Origin of the sequence: Sphingosinicella soli (assembly GCF_014199685.1) — a bacterium.
GTDB classification, from domain to species: domain Bacteria; phylum Pseudomonadota; class Alphaproteobacteria; order Sphingomonadales; family Sphingomonadaceae; genus Sphingosinicella; species Sphingosinicella soli.
On record NZ_JACHNZ010000012.1, the window covers coordinates 74648 to 91957 of the forward strand.

General features: G+C 61.4%; 16 protein-coding genes and 1 tRNA gene. 9 read left to right on the plus strand and 8 right to left on the minus strand.

Features of this window, described 5'->3' with window-relative positions; genetic code table 11:
• Positions 1-83: 83 nt before the first annotated feature.
• From GGQ98_RS06805 to cmk, 4 genes are all read right to left on the minus strand, one after another.
• Entirely contained in the window at positions 84-362 is a 279-nt protein-coding gene (locus GGQ98_RS06805) for an integration host factor subunit beta (protein ID WP_184066995.1), read from the minus strand.
• A 193-nt stretch (positions 363-555) separates the two neighbouring features.
• Positions 556-2295 carry a 30S ribosomal protein S1 gene (gene rpsA, locus GGQ98_RS06810; RefSeq protein WP_184066998.1) on the minus strand — a complete coding sequence of 580 codons (1740 nt, stop codon included), beginning with the start codon at positions 2293-2295 and terminating at the stop codon, positions 556-558.
• A 26-nt stretch (positions 2296-2321) separates the two neighbouring features.
• The gene (locus GGQ98_RS06815) at positions 2322-2483 is read right to left on the minus strand and encodes a hypothetical protein (RefSeq protein ID WP_184067001.1); all 162 of its coding nucleotides are present in this window, start codon (positions 2481-2483) and stop codon (positions 2322-2324) included.
• A 15-nt stretch (positions 2484-2498) separates the two neighbouring features.
• The gene (gene cmk / locus GGQ98_RS06820; RefSeq protein ID WP_184067051.1) at positions 2499-3128 is read right to left on the minus strand and encodes a (d)CMP kinase; all 630 of its coding nucleotides are present in this window, start codon (positions 3126-3128) and stop codon (positions 2499-2501) included.
• Between the two features lie 82 nt (positions 3129-3210).
• On the opposite strand from cmk, the gene wecB reads away from it, so the two are divergent.
• Entirely contained in the window at positions 3211-4317 is a 1107-nt protein-coding gene (gene wecB, locus GGQ98_RS06825) for a non-hydrolyzing UDP-N-acetylglucosamine 2-epimerase (protein ID WP_341534154.1), read from the plus strand.
• Positions 4318-4320: 3 nt separating this feature from the next.
• Here wecB and bfr read toward each other — a convergent pair whose 3' ends face one another.
• Both bfr and aroA read right to left on the minus strand, forming a co-directional pair.
• Positions 4321-4800, minus strand: a complete 480-nt coding sequence (gene bfr, locus GGQ98_RS06830) for a bacterioferritin (RefSeq protein WP_184067004.1) — start codon at positions 4798-4800, stop codon at positions 4321-4323.
• Positions 4801-5383: 583 nt separating this feature from the next.
• Positions 5384-6721: a 3-phosphoshikimate 1-carboxyvinyltransferase gene (gene aroA, locus GGQ98_RS06840; RefSeq protein WP_184067007.1), complete on the minus strand. Its 1338-nt coding sequence runs from the start codon at positions 6719-6721 to the stop codon at positions 5384-5386.
• 221 nt (positions 6722-6942) lie between these two features.
• Between aroA and GGQ98_RS06845 the strand changes: the two genes are divergently transcribed.
• From GGQ98_RS06845 to GGQ98_RS06855, 3 genes are all read left to right on the plus strand, one after another.
• A complete protein-coding gene (locus tag GGQ98_RS06845) occupies positions 6943-7269 on the plus strand; it encodes a TIGR02300 family protein (protein WP_184067010.1) in 327 nt (108 codons plus the stop codon).
• A gap of 96 nt (positions 7270-7365) precedes the next feature.
• A tRNA-Ala gene (locus GGQ98_RS06850) sits at positions 7366-7441 on the plus strand.
• 782 nt (positions 7442-8223) lie between these two features.
• Positions 8224-9402, plus strand: a complete 1179-nt coding sequence (locus GGQ98_RS06855; RefSeq protein WP_184067012.1) for a hypothetical protein — start codon at positions 8224-8226, stop codon at positions 9400-9402.
• Positions 9403-9425: 23 nt separating this feature from the next.
• Here the strand turns inward: GGQ98_RS06855 and GGQ98_RS06860 are convergent, their stop codons facing one another.
• Positions 9426-10217: a WecB/TagA/CpsF family glycosyltransferase gene (locus GGQ98_RS06860; protein WP_184067014.1), complete on the minus strand. Its 792-nt coding sequence runs from the start codon at positions 10215-10217 to the stop codon at positions 9426-9428.
• Positions 10210-11283, minus strand: a complete 1074-nt coding sequence (locus GGQ98_RS06865) for a glycosyltransferase (protein ID WP_184067016.1) — start codon at positions 11281-11283, stop codon at positions 10210-10212. Before GGQ98_RS06865 ends, GGQ98_RS06860 begins: the two co-directional genes overlap by 8 nt.
• A 205-nt stretch (positions 11284-11488) precedes the next feature.
• Between GGQ98_RS06865 and GGQ98_RS06870 the strand changes: the two genes are divergently transcribed.
• From GGQ98_RS06870 to GGQ98_RS06890, 5 genes are all read left to right on the plus strand, one after another.
• The gene (locus GGQ98_RS06870; RefSeq protein WP_184067018.1) at positions 11489-12451 is read left to right on the plus strand and encodes a Wzz/FepE/Etk N-terminal domain-containing protein; all 963 of its coding nucleotides are present in this window, start codon (positions 11489-11491) and stop codon (positions 12449-12451) included.
• 39 nt (positions 12452-12490) lie between these two features.
• A complete protein-coding gene (gmd, locus tag GGQ98_RS06875) occupies positions 12491-13609 on the plus strand; it encodes a GDP-mannose 4,6-dehydratase (protein ID WP_184067020.1) in 1119 nt (372 codons plus the stop codon).
• A gap of 2 nt (positions 13610-13611) precedes the next feature.
• Positions 13612-14541, plus strand: coding sequence for a GDP-L-fucose synthase family protein (locus GGQ98_RS06880; RefSeq protein ID WP_184067022.1), 930 nt, complete (start codon positions 13612-13614; stop codon positions 14539-14541).
• The gene (locus tag GGQ98_RS06885) at positions 14538-15704 is read left to right on the plus strand and encodes a DegT/DnrJ/EryC1/StrS family aminotransferase (protein WP_184067024.1); all 1167 of its coding nucleotides are present in this window, start codon (positions 14538-14540) and stop codon (positions 15702-15704) included. The genes GGQ98_RS06880 and GGQ98_RS06885 overlap by 4 nt, the downstream gene beginning before the upstream one ends.
• Before the next feature lie 80 nt (positions 15705-15784).
• On the plus strand, positions 15785-17194 hold the full coding sequence (locus GGQ98_RS06890) for a lipopolysaccharide biosynthesis protein (protein WP_184067026.1): 1410 nt from the start codon (positions 15785-15787) through the stop codon (positions 17192-17194).
• Positions 17195-17310: the final 116 nt, after the last annotated feature.

A 17310-nucleotide genomic window follows, 5' to 3' on the forward strand; every position in this document is an offset into this window, starting at 1 on the left:
CCCTGCTTAACGGACAGGCGCGCGCGATACCAGCACCGATGCTGCAACCGGGCACGAACACCCGGCCCGCGCTCTTTCCCACGCTATTTGTTGAGCCGCTCGCGCAGTTCCTTGCCCGCCTTGAAGTAGGGCACACGCTTCGCATCCACGGCGACTTTCTCTCCGGTTCGGGGGTTGCGCCCCGTTCGCGGATCGCGACCTCTCGTGGAAAACGCACCGAAACCGCGCAGTTCCACACGGCGTCCTTCGGAAAGCGCCTCCGTGATCGAATCGAAAATGGTCGATACGACACGTTCGACATCCCGCTGCGACAGATGCGGGTTCATCTCCGTGACTGCTGCGACGAGTTCAGATCGAATCATCTCTCACCCCGTTTCTCCAGCCCCAATTTTTTGTTCAAAACGCTTCGTGGACCACCCTGTGCGACCCCCGTGTACTGTCCCCCGACTCGGTACGCACAAATCATACAACAGCTTGAGCAGGTTAACAAAAAGCAAGCGGCCCGTCAGTAGCGGAACTGACGGGCCGCAAAACCGGCTGTCAGGGCGCGTCAGCTTACTTCTTCGCGTCCTTGGCCTTGTTCAGCGCTTCGCCCAGAATGTCGCCGAGGCTCGCGCCCGAATCGGAGGAGCCGTACTGCTTCACGGCCTCCTTCTCCTCGGAGATCTGGAGCGACTTGATCGACAGGTTCGGCTTCTTCGAACGGTCGAAGCCGATCACCTGCGCATCGACCTTCTGGCCGACCTGGAAACGCTCCGGACGCTGCTCGTCGCGATCACGGCTGAGATCGCCGCGACGGATGAAGCCGGTCGCGCCGCTGTCGCCGAGCGTGACTTCGATGCCGCCGTCCACGATCGCCGCGACGGTGCAGGTGACGGTTTCACCCTTGTTGACGCCGCCGCCGCTGCTGCTGCCACCGCCCGAAGAGGAGGACGAAGCGGCCGCGCCGCCGCCGCCCGCAGAATCGAGCTGCTTCATGCCGAGCGAGATGCGCTCCTTCTCGACATCCACGTCGAGCACGACGGCCTTCACCGTCTCGCCCTTGTGGTGAAGCTCCAGCGCTTCCTCGCCGTTCACGCCCCACGCGATGTCGGACATGTGGACCATGCCGTCGACGTCGCCGTCGAGGCCGATGAACAGGCCGAATTCGGTGGTGTTCTTGACTTCACCCTCAACGGTGCTGCCCGCCGGATACTGAGACGCGAACGCCTCCCACGGGTTCTGCTGCGCCTGCTTGAGGCCGAGGCTGATGCGGCGCTTGTCCTCATCGACCTCGAGCACCACGACATCGACTTCCTGGCTGGTCGAAACGATCTTGCCGGGATGCACGTTCTTCTTGACCCACGACATTTCGGAGACGTGGACGAGACCCTCGACCCCCGCTTCCAGCTCCACGAAGGCGCCGTAGTCGGTGATGTTGGTGACGCGGCCCGTAGCCTTCTGGCCGACCGAGTACTTGGCGGCGGCGCCTTCCCACGGATCGGACTCGAGCTGCTTCATGCCGAGCGAAATGCGCTGCGTCTCGCGGTTGATGCGGACGATCTGCACCTTCACCGTGTCGCCGATACCGAGCACTTCGGACGGATGACCGACGCGCTTGTAGCTCATGTCGGTGACATGGAGCAGGCCGTCGATGCCGCCGAGGTCCACGAACGCACCGTAATCGGTGATGTTCTTGACAACGCCGTCGACCGTCTGGCCTTCGGCGAGCGTCTGGATGAGGCCCGAGCGCTGTTCCGCGCGGGTTTCTTCCAGCACGGCGCGGCGCGACACGACGATGTTGCCGCGCTTGCGGTCCATCTTCAGCACCTGGAACGGCTGCGGCATCCCCATCAGCGGGGTGACGTCGCGCACGGGGCGGATATCGACCTGGCTGCCGGGAAGGAACGCCACTGCGCCGCCGAGATCGACGGTGAAACCGCCCTTGACGCGGCCGAAGATGACGCCGTCGACGCGGGCGTTTTCCTGGAATTCGGATTCGAGCTTGTCCCAGGCGGCTTCACGGCGCGCGCGGTCGCGCGACAGCATGGCCTCGCCATAGGCGTTCTCGACGCGGTCGACATACACTTCGACCTGATCGCCGATCTTGATTTCGGCTTTTTCGCCGGGCGCTGCGAATTCGCGCAGCGGCACGCGGCCTTCGGATTTCAGGCCGACGTCGATGACGGCCATATCGTTTTCGATTCCGGTGACGGTGCCGGTGACGACCCGTCCTTCAAAAGATTCGCTGCCGCCGAGGCTCGCTTCGAGGAGCGCCGCGAAATCATCGCGGCTCGGCGTGGGGTTGGTTGCCATAAGTCTCAGTTTTCCTTCATGTCTGTTTACTGGCCGACCGGTTGTTTCCGGCGGTCTGGAAAGACGTTCGAGCCCCATGCCCGTCCGCTCTCCTGCAAAAGCCTGCGCTGCAAAACCTTGCGTTTGGCCTCTTTTCCGGCTTCCTTCAGAATACGGAAAATGGGCGGCATCCTGAAGGCTGCCACCACGAAAGCGGCGCCGCTCTATCGCAAAGCCGGGTTTTCCGCAAGCCGCGCCTCGGCCAGCGCGAAAGCACGGGCAATCGCCGTCTCCCGGTCCATCTCCGAAGTGTCGAGCAGGATCGCATCCTCCGCCTGCCGAAGCGGGGCCGCATCACGCCCGGAATCGCGCGCGTCACGTTCGGCAAGATTGGCGCGCACCAGCGCCAGATCGCGCTCCGGCGTTTCCGCCTGCCGCCGCCGCGCGCGGACGTCGAGGTTCGCCGTCACGAAAATCTTGATGTCGGCATCCGGCGCGATGACCGTGCCGATATCACGCCCGTCGAGCACCGCGCCGCCCGGCTGCCGCGCGAACGCGCGCTGGCGATCAAGGAGCGCGGCCCGCACGTCGGGATGCGCCGAAACGACCGAAGCCGCACGCGCCGTCGCCGATTCGCGCAGTGCCGGATCATCGAGCAAGGACAGGTCGAGCGCACGCGCGCACCCGGCGGCGAGCGGCGCGTCTGCCGGGTCTCCCCCCGCGCGCAGCACAGCGAGGCCGACAGCACGGTAAAGGCTCCCTGTATCCATGTGCGGCAGGCCGAAATGCGCCGCGAGCGCGCGCGCGATCGTCCCCTTCCCCGATGCGGCTGGGCCGTCCACGGCTATAACGATGTCGAAACGATTTGCATTGGGCGCGGTCATGCCGCTCCTATAGTGCCGGGAAGCGCGATGTGAACAGCGGGCGGGGGCCTTCGTGACATCATCAGGTGCGGTCATGGTCGTTATCGGCACGCGGCCCGAGGCGATCAAGCTCGCGCCGGTGGTGCTGGCGCTGCGCGCGCTTTCCCTGCCGGTCTGCGTGTGTCTGACAGGCCAGCATCCCGAAATGGCGGGCGAGGCGCTGGCGTTTTTCGGGATCGACGCCGATGTAAACCTCGCGCTGATGCGCCCGGGGCAATCGCTTGCGGAACTCACCGAGCGCGCAGTCGGCGCCGCTGCGCTGCTGCTCGCGCGGGAACGGCCGGCATGGATGATCGTGCAGGGCGACACGACATCGGCGCTCGCAGGCGCCATCGCGGCGCGGCAGGCGGGAATTCCGGTCGCGCATGTCGAAGCGGGCCTGCGCAGCTTCGACCTCGCCCAGCCCTACCCCGAGGAATTGAACCGCACGCTGATCGCGCGGCTTGCGACGCTGCACTTCGCGCCCACGCCCGGCGCCGAGGCCAACCTTCGCGCCGAAGGCATTCCCGACACGGCGATCGAAGTGACGGGCAACACGGTCGTCGATGCCTTGTACCGAACCGTGGAAACCTTGCCGGCGATCCCGCCGAGGCCCCGCCGCCTCGTGCTTGCCACGCTGCACAGGCGGGAAAATCGCGAGACCGCGTTTCCCGGCATCATCGGAGCGCTCGCCGAAATCGCGGCGCGCGGTGATACCGATGTGCTGCTGCCCCGCCATCCCGGCTGCGCGCCCGGCACATACGCGCCGCTTGAGGCGATCCTGTCCGCCCGGCTGGTTCCGCCGATGCCCTACCCCGCCTTCGTGAGCGCGCTCTCCGCCGCATATCTCGTCATCACGGATTCGGGCGGCGTGCAGGAGGAAGCCTCTGCGCTCGGGGTGCCGACCCTCGTGGTGCGGGCGCTCACCGAACGGCCGGAAGTGGTGGAGGCAGGCACGGCGCTCATCGTGAACACCGCGCGAAACGACATCCTGGCCGCCGCAACGCGCTTGCTGGACGACAGCGCCGCACACCGCCGCATGGCGATCGCCTCCACGCGGATCGGAGACGGAAAAGCCGCCGAGCGCATTGCCCGGCGGCTTCAAGGCGAAATATGCGCTGTGCGACGCCCCGCCGCCTGAGGATCAATCCTCGGCGGGTTTGGTCTGAAGCTGGATGTAATTCTGGATGCCCATCGATTCGATCAGCGAAAGCTGCGTTTCGAGGAAATCGACATGCTCCTCCTCGCTTTCAAGGATATCTTCGAGCATCTCGCGGCTGATGTAGTCGCGCACCTTCTCGCAGTGCTGGATGGCATCGCGCAGCGGCGGAATCGCCTCGCGCTCAAGCTCCAGATCCGCCTTCAGCACTTCCTCGACCGATTCGCCGATGCGCAGCCGGCCGAGCAGCTGGAAGTTCGGCAATCCATCCAGGAACAGAATGCGCTGGGCGAGCTTGTCGGCATGCTTCATCTCGTCGATGGATTCGCCGTACTCGTACTTCGCGAGCCGCGTGACGCCCCAGTTGTCGAGCATCCGGTAGTGCAGGAAATACTGGTTGATCGCCGTCAGCTCGTTCTTGAGCGCCGCGTTCAGGTGCTTGATGACATCCTTGTCGCCCTTCATGGCGCGACTCCTTCATGCTGTTCGTGAGAAAACTCGACGCATGAATCACACGTAAAATATCGTTCGTCAACAATGACTTGGGATGATGCGAAGCACTATCACCCGCAATAGCTGAACGGGCGCTTCAGGCGGCGCGTCCGCCCTTGAGCAGGCGGCGGGCATGCGGGAGGCACTGGCCGCATTGCGGACGGGCGCCGAGCCGCGCGTAGGTTTCGACGGGACACCCCTTCGGACCGGCGGCAGCGCGGACGTCGTTTTCCCGCAGGGCATTGCACACGCAAAGAATCATCGGACCCGGACCCATCCCCAACGCCAATAATGAGAATGGTTAGCAGAGACGTATCGCTTCTGCAAGTCGTTCGCATTCGCGTGCGCGGCAACGCCGGCAAATTTTTGCTCTTCCAAATCGTTAACGAATTGGTAACCTTCGTTAACAGTCAGCCGTTTGGAGAACACGCGTGGGGCCCGAGCAAAACTATGTGCAGGTGCGCGCACGCGTATCCAGGGCCACCCTGATCAATGACCTGCGCTTTTTCCTGACAGCCTACGTTGCGGGAACCGCATTCGCGCTGGTTTATCTTTTCTAACGCGGAAGGGCGCCCAGACGCGCCATCAGCGGCAGGAAATCGGGAAAGCTGGTGGAGATCGGGCGGGCGTCGTCCACCACCACGGGCGCCTTCGCATTCAGCCCCAGCACCGCGAAGCTCATCGCGATGCGATGATCGAGATGGCTGGCCACGGTCGCGCCGCCGGGCACCGGAGCGCCCCCACTGCCCTGAATGACGATCCCGTCTTCCAGCTCCTCGATCGGCACGCCGCACGCGACAAGCCCCGCCGCCATGACGGCGAGACGGTCCGATTCCTTGACACGCAACTCCTCCAACCCGCGCATCACGGTCTTCCCTTCGGCGAACGCCGCGGCGACCATGAGTATCGGATATTCGTCGATCATCAGCGGCGCGATCGCGGGATCGACCTCTCCCCCCTTCAGCAAGGCATGGCGAACGCGCAGCACGCCGACCGGCTCGCCCCCGGCCTCGCTCCGGCTTTCGATCGCCACCTCGAGGCCGAGCATGGCAAGCGCATCCAGGATGCCCGTGCGCGTGGGATTGAGCCCGACGTTCTCGATCACCACCTCGCTTCCCGGAACGACGAGCGCCGCGACGAGCGGGAACGCGGCCGAGGAGATATCCCCCGGAACGGTGATCTGCTGCGGTTTGAGCTCCGCCTCGCCCTGCACCGAGATGCGCCGCGCGCCGTCCGGCAGCGTTTCCACCGTCACCTGCGCCCCGAAGCCGCGCAGCATGCGCTCCGAATGGTCGCGCGTCGGCACGCTTTCGATAACCCGCGTGATCCCCGGCGTGTTGAGCCCCGCAAGCAGCACGGCGGACTTCACCTGCGCCGAGGCCACCGGCAGGCGGTATTCTATCGGCAGCGCCGGAGAGGCGCCATCCACAGTCATCGGCAGGCGGTCTCCGTTCCCGGAAAACCGCGCGCCCATCTGCGACAGCGGCGTGATGATCCGCTGCATCGGGCGCTTCGAAAGCGAGGCATCCCCCACGAAGGTGGCGCGAATCGCATGCGACGCGACGAGCCCGGCAAGCAGCCGGGTCGAGGTGCCGCTATTGCCCATGTCGAGCGCGCCCTGAGGCTGCAGGAGTCCCCCGACACCGACGCCCTGAACGTGCCAGCGCCCCTCCGCACTCCGCTCCGCCTGCGCGCCCATGGCTCGCATCGCGGCGGCAGTGGCATGAACGTCCTCGCCTTCCAGCAGGCCGTCGATCACCGTCTCGCCGACAGCAAGCGCCCCCAGCATCAGGGCGCGGTGCGAGATGGACTTGTCGCCCGGCACGCGCACGCGGCCGGAAAGCGGCCCGGTAGCGCTCAGGCAGAGCGGCACGGGCGTAACGGAAGCTGACAACGGTCGGCCCCTTCATCCTCGAGGAAACGGTTACGGCACGCCGACGACGTCGCGCCGGCAGCCGCGCACGGAGGCATCCGGCGCGATTAGGTTTTGACAGCGCCGCATGCGCATGGCAAGGCACCGCCCGCGAATCCGCCCCTGGCGGCGCCCCTTTTGTGCGCTTGGGTAGCGGCTACACGACATACGCTGTACGAAATACGAACGTCCGGAGACATATCTTGGTGAAGCCCGAATGGGGAACGAAGCGTACCTGCCCGAAATGCAGCACCCGCTTTTACGATCTCGGCGCAGACGACCCCGTCACCTGCATCGAATGCGGGACGCCGTGGGCGCCTGAGCCGATCCTGAAGTCGAAGCAGCCCCTGCCCTTCGAAGTTGCGAAGAAGGAAGCCGCCCCTGCAGCCGACGAAGACGCGATCGACGAGGACGATCTGGACGTGGATGTCGACGACGACGACGTGAACCCGGACGACGAAAACGATCTGGGCGGCGACGACGACCTCGGCGAAGTCGCCCTGACCAAGGAATCGGGCGAAGACGTCTGATTTTTACGGGAAGCCGCACAAGGTGCTTGCGCACCGTGCGGCTTCTGAACTAAATGCCCGCCGCCCGAGACCAGACCGGGCGCGCAAGCAACGTGTGGGGCCGTAGCTCAGCTGGGAGAGCGCTACAATGGCATTGTAGAGGTCAGGGGTTCGATCCCCCTCGGCTCCACCAAGACCAAACGCTCAAAAGGACTGCGCCCCCGACCGCCCCTTTTATGGTCCCTAACTACATGCGAATCTCTGGCGCAGCAGCGCGGCAAATATCCTCGCTTTGGCCTCCGCGCTACTAGGATTGCCGTTGCAGATTTAATTTCCGGTGAGAACGTTGTGCTGAGGCTTGATGGGCGCGTCGCCAGCATGACCATGCGATGATGCAGGCGGGCTCTGCGCTTCGCCCAAGGGGCAAACTCCTCGCTTTGCTTGACACAAGGCATACCAATGTTACCCACGCGCCATACTATTGCAGCATCAATGGAGCGCAATGTGCCTCTTCCCGGCGGCGAAGCTTATATGTTAGCACGCGGCTGTGGCCGTGGCGTAGCGCTTATTCCAAGCATTTCCTGTCCAACTCCGCGCGTGCTTTTATGTGCCAAGCAACCGCTGCGTAAGCGGCACCCATGTGATAGTGGGCGACGAGTACCGCTTCCTAGTGGCCCGCCAGAGGCGGTCTTGCGTCAGGAACTATTGTCGATCGAGCTGGAGCTCGAGGGGGGCAACACCATGCCCAATCGCTGCTGGCCGTACAGCGCATTGGATCCTCTCTCAGGTACCGCCGCGTGTGTATCTGTTGACGATGAGGTTAATGCGAACCAATCCACGTATACGCTGGCGCGAGAATTAACGCGAAATTCGCTAAACCTCTGAGGCCCCGTGAGACCTCTATCTCGGAGAAGGCTATATCGTCCGCTTCGATAATGGCTATGGACGCTCGGGAATCAAAGGATAGTCCAGTCAGTGGCGCAAGACATCAGCCCAGCCACTTGGCCTAGGCCCGCAGTGAGGAACGGAATCGCGCCGCTGCTCCTCCTTCTGACGCTCGATGCGCTAAACGGCCTGACATCTCTGCTCGTCGAAGGCTTGCTTTCTATGCCAGCAGCCGTCGCCAAAATACTGATCATCGGCTATATGTTGATGTATAGCCGTATCAGCTTGGCGGTGCTGATCCTTTTCCTGACCTTGATTCTCCTGGCGCTTCTGCCTGTATATTATCAGGGCTTCAGCGGCGCGACTATCGACCTATGGAGCAAGACCGCCTCAGTCGCGCTGCTGTTCATCGTCCTCATCGATTATTTGGAGAAGGTTCGACCGCGCGCCGTCGAGCTCTATCTCTGCGTTGCACTTCTGGTGATCGCAGTGTCCTTTCTCAGCGGCCTATTCGGCGTCGGCCATATCCGCTATGGCGAAGTCCGCGAGGGCTTCGCGCTTAAGACCAACGGCTTCCTGATCGCCGGCAATGAGATCAACGCTGCCCTATTGGCGCTCTTTTGGTGGTTGGCGGTTCGCCGACGTCAGGCTTCTCATGACGCGGCGGGCCCGGGCCGGGCTCTGCTGTCTTACAAGGGCCTCTATTGGCTTTGTCTTGCAGCCATTCTGATCAGTTCAAGCAAGACGACGATCTTGGGTGCGTTGCTAATTATCTTGTATTTCGGCAGGGGTCGCGTCCTGTCTATGTTGCTGGGTCTGGTCGGCGTGCTCACCGCCGCAATCATCGTTTACGTCACCGGTCTCTGGCACCGCTGGGCCTTTTTCTACCTTCTGTATGCTGACAGAGGCCTCTTATCGGCGATGACGGGGGGCCGCACGGCGCGAATCGAGGATCACCCTTTCCGCTGGCCCGAAAGTCTCGTGGAAGGCGTGCCGATCTTAGCGAACGGTAACGGCCTTATTGAGTCCGATCCGCTCGACCTTGTCTACAATCTAGGCCTGCCCGGCCTGCTCTGGTATGGCCTCTTCTTGGTATTGCTGTTCCGGATAGGACGGGGCGGGAGTTATTTTCCCGCTGTTCTGCTGGCCGTTGCGACAGTAGGAGCTGGGCACATCGTCTATTCAGTTTTCGCTGCGCCGATCATCGCCTGTGCGCTTTACATGGCAGCCCGGCCCGCGCCGACTGCCGTTCAGCCTCACAAGATTTGAAACTTGACTACGAGTTCTACGTTTTAATGCCGGAGCGCCTGCCAGAAGAAGGGTATGACGTTTCGAAACAGGCGGCCGATCCGTGCGGGCTGAACTACGGTGCGGTGGAGCCATTCCAGACCAAGGCGTTGTATCCAGTCCGGAGCCCGGCTGACGCGGCCGGACAGAAAGTCGACCGTGCCGCCGAGCCCAACTGTGAAGCGCACGCCGGCCGCGCTCAGCAGCTTCGATTCGCCCATGACAAAAAGACCGTCCTTGGGAGCGCCGAAACAGGTGAGGACAATCACAGGTCGCCGGCTGAGCAGCTCGGCTAAGGCAACTCGGTCCCACTCTTCCAACCGCCCATCGGACGCAACCGTTGGGCTGAACCCGTTTATGTCCAAGCCCGGATGGCAGGCCGCCAGCGCCGCGCACGCGGCGCGATTGCTCTCCGACTTGCCGCCTAATAGAGCGACGGAAAGGCGCAGCCTCGCGGCTAGGTCGCATAGCGGATGGACCATACTGGCGCCGGCGATGCGCGAAATGTGCTGTTGCGCTTTCATCCGCACGGCCAACTGAAGGCCGATACCGTCGCAAGTTACAAGCGCTGCTTCTTCAATGAAGCGCCGGTAGCGTGGATCGCGCCAGCCAATAATCGCCAGCTCGGGATTCAGTGTCACGCAGTTCGCCAGAGGAGCTGCTTCCGCAGTCAAGTGTGCTTGCAGAAGTGACCACAACACAGCCTCACTGCCAGCATAGAGCGGATAGCCCAGCGCGTGAAAATGTGGTCCGATCCGCAAGGGTGACGGCTTAGGGAGCGGATTCTGTTCAGGCATGCAGCAGGTCCGGCAGGTGCGACATCACGATTCGCTCCTGATAGCGGCCCGCAGTGGCTTGCGCCTTGCGGGCAATCGCCCGCCGTGTCTCAATGGGTGCCGCCTCTAGTGCCAGAATTCGACGGGCGGCGTCCTCGGCGAAGCCGTTCAAGCTGATGCGAAAGCCGTTGATGCCAGTCGCTAGGTATTCGGAGGAGGCGGGGAAGTCGGCAGACAATGTGATGCAGCCAGAGGCCATAGCCTCCAGATTGACCAGCGCCAGAGATTCGTTGAACCGGGTTGGGAAAATGAAGTAGCGGTGCGCGCGGAAGAGGGCCCGGTTCGTCGCCTGACTGGTGGCACCCGTTAAGGTCATGACGTCGGCCAGTCCCTGGCGGGTAATCTCCTGCGCGATCAGCGCGGCATCGGGGCCAGTGCCGGCGATGGTGAAACGGAAGTCGGGGCGCGCCAAGTGAATCAGCGCTGCTACGGCAATGAAGTCGCGCCAGCCCTTGCCCTCGACAAGTCGCGACAGGAACAGCGCGGTTGGCCCGCGCGTTTCGGTATCGGTTGGCGGCTCCTGTGGGTCGTAGTAGAGATCGGAAACGCCGCCCGAGCTAAAAATCTTGGCCGACAAACCATCGTTGCCGAAATGATGATCGAACAACTGTTTGAAATGCGCTGAGGGCACTAGAACCGCAGTGGCCGTCCGGTAGAAGTGTGCTACGCAACACTGGAAGAGGCGGCCGCGAAGCGTGCTCGGAAGCAGGTCGTCCCCATGAAAGTTCAGCACATAAGGCTGACGTCGTGCAAGGATCGCAGGCGATATGGCAATGAGTCCCTGCAAGGGATGATGAACATAGACGAGATCATAGCCGCCGATGAGAATTCGCCAATTCGCTTTCATGGCAAAGCCTAAGTAGGCTGGGATTTTACGCCCGAGGCTCGGCTGTTCCGCGAGGCCGACGACATCGGTCGCATGCCCATGGACATTCAGGGCATCGACGCATTTTTTGACGAAAATACCGTAACTAGGATTCCTCGCCGATGGATACATGTTCGAGACTACTAGGATGCGCTTCTTCACCGATGTGCCTACGAGTGCCAGATTATACCCTCTTGATAGGAGCCGGAGCCATTTGCGTCCAGAAGGGCCCATTCAGTTTGCCTGCAATTTTAAACAAAGGCATATTGTGCAACGCGCAAGGGAATGGCATGGCATCACAGGCTACGCCATTCGTCCAAAGGTTTGAAATGGGGCTCACTAGGGCTTTAGAAAGCGGCCTCTTCCAGTGGACAAACTGACGCGACCCGAGGGCATGGATCTCTTTGGAATCATGACCGTTTTGTGGAAGCGACGACTTGTGATCCTTCTCGCCGCTATGCTGGGCGTGGGGGCAGCCGTCATTTATCTGCATTATGCCACCTTCTACTATACATCTGAATTGCGCGTGACGCCTGTCCAAGAAGATGCCGGCAACCTCGGCGGCGGGTTGGGTGGCCTGGCTTCGATGGCGGGTTTCAGTCTGGGCAAGGGCATGCAGGCTACATCCTTTGACCTTTACCTGGAAGAGCTGGGCTCGCGCGAGGTGGCGCAGGAACTGAGCCTCGATCACGCGTTGATGCAAACGGTCTTCGTCGATCGGTGGGATGCGCGAACCGGTCAATGGCGGCAGCCGCAGGGTAATCTGGAGAGTGTCAAGCGAGCGGTCAAGCGGCTATTAGGCGTTCCTATCTACAGCTGGCGTCCCCCAGGTGCTCCGGATCTGCAGCAGTATATAGTCACCAACCTGGAGGTGGAGGACAGCGATGAAAAATCGGCCACAGTTCTGCGCTTCGAGCATCGTGACCCTCGTTTCGCCCACACGCTGCTTTGGCGCCTGCACCGCACCGCCGACGATGCTGTAAGCCGGCGCGCCCTTGCACGCACCACTGCCTATATCGCCTATCTCGAAGCGAAACTGGCCCAAGTGACACTGACCGAGCACCGTCAAGCGCTGGGCCAGAGCCTAATCGAGCAGGAGCGCCAACGCATGATCGCCAGTTCGGGGCTGCCTTATGCCGCCGATCCGCTGGGCGACGTCGCCGTCTCGCCGCGGCCAACCTGGCCTAGGCCACTGTCTGTGCTACTGCTGGGCTTGATTGGCGGTGGCGTCATCGGCATGATTGCCGCCTTCTTTGCCCATATGCTGAGACAAATGCGGTCGACTGCGGCACATCCGCTTGGCACACTGGATAATTCGAACGCGCCTTGACGGACGCTGCAAACAAAAACAACAATTGAGAGTGAGTATATGTCGAAGAGCAAAGTGGCCTTGATTACAGGCGTTACTGGTCAAGATGGCGCTTATCTTGCGGAGCTTTTGCTAGACAAGGGTTATGAGGTGCATGGCGTCAAACGCCGAACGTCGCTGTTCAATACCGATCGCATCGACCATCTCTTCCACGACCGCCACGAGGCTGGACGGCCGTTCACGCTTCATCATGGCGACCTGACCGACTCCTCATCACTTCTACGTATCATGCAGCAGGTGCAGCCCGACGAGGTCTACAATCTAGCGGCGCAGAGCCATGTCGCGGTCAGCTTCGAGGAGCCGGAATATACTGCCAATTCGGATGGCGTCGGAGTGCTGCGCCTGTTGGAGGCGATCCGCATTCTGGGCTTGGAGAAAAAAACCCGCTTCTATCAGGCCTCCACCTCAGAACTCTACGGCTTGGTTCAGGAGTCTCCCCAGAGTGAGACCACGCCTTTCTATCCACGCAGTCCTTATGCTGTTGCTAAGCTCTATGCATATTGGACCACTGTTAACTATCGCGAAGCCTACGGCATTTACGCCTGCAATGGCATCCTGTTCAATCATGAGTCGCCCCTGCGGGGCGAGACATTCGTCACCCGGAAAATTACCCGCGCCCTGGCACGCATCGGGCTAGGCCTCCAACGAGCGCTTTATCTGGGCAATCTGGACGCGCTCCGCGACTGGGGTCATGCGCGCGATTATGTGGAGATGCAGTGGCTCATGCTGCAGCAGGAGCAGCCGGAAGATTTCGTTATCGCCACCGGTGAACAGCACTCAGTGCGGGATTTCGTAAACTGTGCCGCTGAAGAGCTTGGCATGCGCTTCGAATGGCGTGGTAAAGGTGTCGAAGAGGTGGGCGTGCTGGTTGCGGCAGAGGGGGGGCTGAAGACGCGCATCGGCGAGCCTGTGGTCCATGTGGATCCGCGCTATTTTCGCCCGACTGAGGTGGAAACGCTGTTGGGTGACGCGTCCAAGGCGCGGCGGAAGTTGGGATGGTCACCCCGCACGAGCTTCGCCGAGCTGGTTCGCGAGATGGCCGTGGCCGACCAGCGCGAGGCCGAGTTCGAACAGCAGATAAAAGGAAGCGGGCATAAGGCGCTGCGATACGAAAGCTGAGCATGACCAAGACGCTTCTCCTAACGGGCGCCGGCGGCTTGGTCGGCCGCAATATCCTACAGAATCCGGCAATCATGCAGTGGACCATGCTGACACCCAGTCGTGACGACTTAGACTTGACCGACTGGGCGATGACGCGCGACTATGTGCGTCGGTACCGGCCGGACATCATCATCCATGGCGCTGGTCGCGTCGGTGGTATTCAAGCGAACATAGCGCATCCGGTCGCCTTCCTAGTGGACAACCTCAACATTGGGAAAAACATTATCATGGCTGCACGCGAAGCCGGCGTGCCGAGGTTGCTGAACCTCGCGAGCTCCTGCATGTATCCGCGCAACGCGACAAATCCGCTGACTGAGGATTTCATCCTGAAGGGTGAGCTGGAACCGACCAATGAGGGCTATGCACTAGCCAAGATTTTCGCCACGCGGCTGTGTGAGTATATTATGCGGGAGCAGCAGGAGATGCACTACAAGACGCTCGTCCCTTGTAATCTTTATGGCTGCTACGACAAATTCGACCCGCGCCATTCCCACCTGATTCCAGCCATCATCCACAAGATTCACGAAGCTAGGGTTGCCGGCAGGGACGAGGTCGACATCTGGGGCGATGGCACGGCACGCCGCGAGTTCATGTACGCCGGCGATGCCGCCGATGCCGTGCTGCGTGCAGCGGCCGAAATCGAGAGTATTCCGCCGCTGATGAATATCGGCCTTGGGCATGATTATAGCATCAACGAATACTATACGGCTGCGGCCGAGGTGATCGGTTGGGAAGGGCGCTTCGTGCATGATCTGAGTAAGCCGGCCGGCATGAAGCAGAAACTTGTCAGCATAGAGCGCCAGACGGCCTGGGGTTGGAGCCCGGCCACCTCGCTTCACGACGGTATAGAGAGAACCTACCGCCACTATCTTGAGGACAATCAGCCATGAGCTTCCGATTCCCCTTGGCGACCACCTCTTGGGACAAGGCGGAATATGCCGCCATCCAGAAAGTCGTCGACTCCGGCATGTTTACAATGGGGCCGCTGGTAAAGAGCTTCGAGGAACAGTTCGCGGCGTTTACCGGGAGTCGTCATGCCGTGATGGTCAATTCGGGCTCCTCGGCAAATCTGCTGATGGTCGCCGCACTTTTCTACACGAGCAATGATACGCTGCGATTGCAACCCGGCGATGAGGTGATCGTGCCTGCAGTGTCGTGGAGCACCACCTTTTATCCGCTGCATCAATATGGGCTGAAGCTGAAATTCGTCGACGTGGATCTGCAGACGCTAAACTTCGACCTGACGCAGCTGGAAGCTGCGGTTAGCGATCGGACGCGCATGATCATGGCCGTCAATCTGCTGGGCAATTCGAACGACTTTGCCCGAATCCGCAAGATCATCGACGGGCGAAACATCGTTCTGGTAGAAGACAATTGCGAGTCGATGGGCGCGACCTATCAAGGGCGGCAAACGGGCACCTTCGGCGTGATGGGTAGCTTCAGCGCTTTCTTCTCGCACCACATCTCGACGATGGAAGGCGGCATTATCGTGACGGACGATGAAGAGCTCTACCACGTCCTCCTTAGCTTGCGAGCACATGGTTGGACCCGCAATCTGCCCAAGTTCAACCATGTTACAGGCGAGAAGAGCGACGATCCCTTCGAGGAATCCTTTCGGTTTGTCCTGCCGGGCTACAATTTTCGCCCGCTGGAGATGTCGGGCGCTGTCGGTATAGAGCAGGTCAAGAAGCTGCCGCACATTGTCGCCGAGCGACGTCGTAACGGGGGGCTATGGCAGAAGGTGATGGGTGATCATCCAGACCTGATCATCCAGCAGGAAATCGGCGCCAGCAGTTGGTTTGGCTTCAGCATTGTTATCCACCCGGGCTCGTCACTAACCAGGGAACAACTTACCGAGCGTCTCAATGAACTTGGCTTCGAGTGCCGTCCGATCGTAGCCGGCAATTTCACCAAGAATCCGGTAATGCGCTATTTCAATGCCGAGATATTTGATGATCTGCCCAATGCGGACCGTATCGACAGCCATGGCCTTTTCATCGGCAATCATCATTATCCGATCGACGAGGCCATCCTGCTGCTGCGCGACCTCTGACACAGGGTGGCGTACTGCCATAGGCATTGTTGATGTCGCCATTCCGGGACCTACTGCCCATCGTCGTCGGTCGAACGGCCATGGCGATACTGTCGCTCGTCGCGATCCGCTATGCCACTAAGCTTCTTGTCCCCGGGGAATATGGACAGCTCGCACTGCTGCTCGCCGTCCAGACTTTCTGCGGCCTGTTCCTAATCAACCCCGTCGGTCAGCATATTAACCGCAACACCCATCGCTGGTGGGACGACGGCACACTGCGTCCGCGTCTGCGGGGTTATCATCGCTATGTACTGGTGGTGGCGTTGGTTGGTAGTCTCGCTACGGTGGTGGTCGCGGCCCAGGCCAATGGCGTGCTGTCGGCCCTCGCCATGTTCGTCATGGTGATGGCTGCCACGTGGAATGCGACACTCGTGGCATTGCTTAACATGGTGGGCCTCCGCCATCAGTCGATCTTCTGGGGGCTGGTAACGGTAGTGGTAGGGCTGGGTGCCTCGGTGCTCCTTATCGCTCTTCGGGCCGAGGCCGCGGTCTGGTTCGTCGGACAGGCCATTGGCATGGCGCTTGGTGCCCTCGGTGCTTGGTGGGCACTCGATCGCCGGTTGCCGCCAAGGACGGAAGAGGAGGCGCTACGGCGGCTACCATTGCTCGACCGGGCGACCCTGCTGAAATATTGTCTGCCACTGGCGGCTGCCACTGGCTGCATGTGGCTTCAGCTTCATGGCTATCGTTTCGCCGTCGAACATTATTGGGGGTTGGCTGCTCTGGGTTATGTGGCCGTGGGCCTAGGCCTTGCTGCTCAGCTATGGGCGCTTGCCGAGGCACTTGCCTCTCAGTTCCTCCTGCCTTTCTTCTATCGTCGCGCGTCCCGCGGTGGTGCAGAGGCCACTCACGCACTGTCGGACCTGATCAACACCCTTGGTCCCGTCTATCTCGTTCTTGCCGCAGCCATGCTCGCCGGTGCCCACGCCCTGCTCAGCCTGCTAGTCGACCCCCAATATGCGGGGGTCGTGCCGTTCGTGGTAGTTGGGACGGTGGTGGAATGCGCCCGCGCTACGGCTAATCTTTTAGCCAATGCTACTCAGATCACCCAGCGCACCCGAATGCTCGCTCTGCCCTGGGCGGTGGGGGCCGCCGCAGTGCTAATCGCCACGGCCACTATCGGTGCGGATGGCGCGCCGGCGGAGCGGCTATGGATACCGTTGGGCGGCGCGGCGCTGCTGATGCTAGGTAGCATGTGGTGGCGCATGCGCCGCGAACTTCGCTTCGAAGTTGATGCACTTCGCTGGTCCGCCGCAGTTTCGCTCGTCTTGGCAGCGGCAGTACTAGCGCTGTTCTGGCCGCTTCGGGTGGGCAGCCTGGGCGAGGCGCTGCTAACCGTGGGGACAGTCGGTGCAGTTGCCTTGATTGCGATTGCGGCCCTGCTGTGGTCCAATCCAGCCATGGCACGACTCGCGCAAGCACGAATCAATTTCAAAAAATCAATAAAATAGAATGACTTGCCTGAGTTGTGGATTGTCAATCGGCGTCCAAAAGGGACCCCCGATCGGCGTGCAAAAGGGACCCCACCGCGGCGTGGCGATCGGTTGATGTTGAGCGCGAGTTTCGC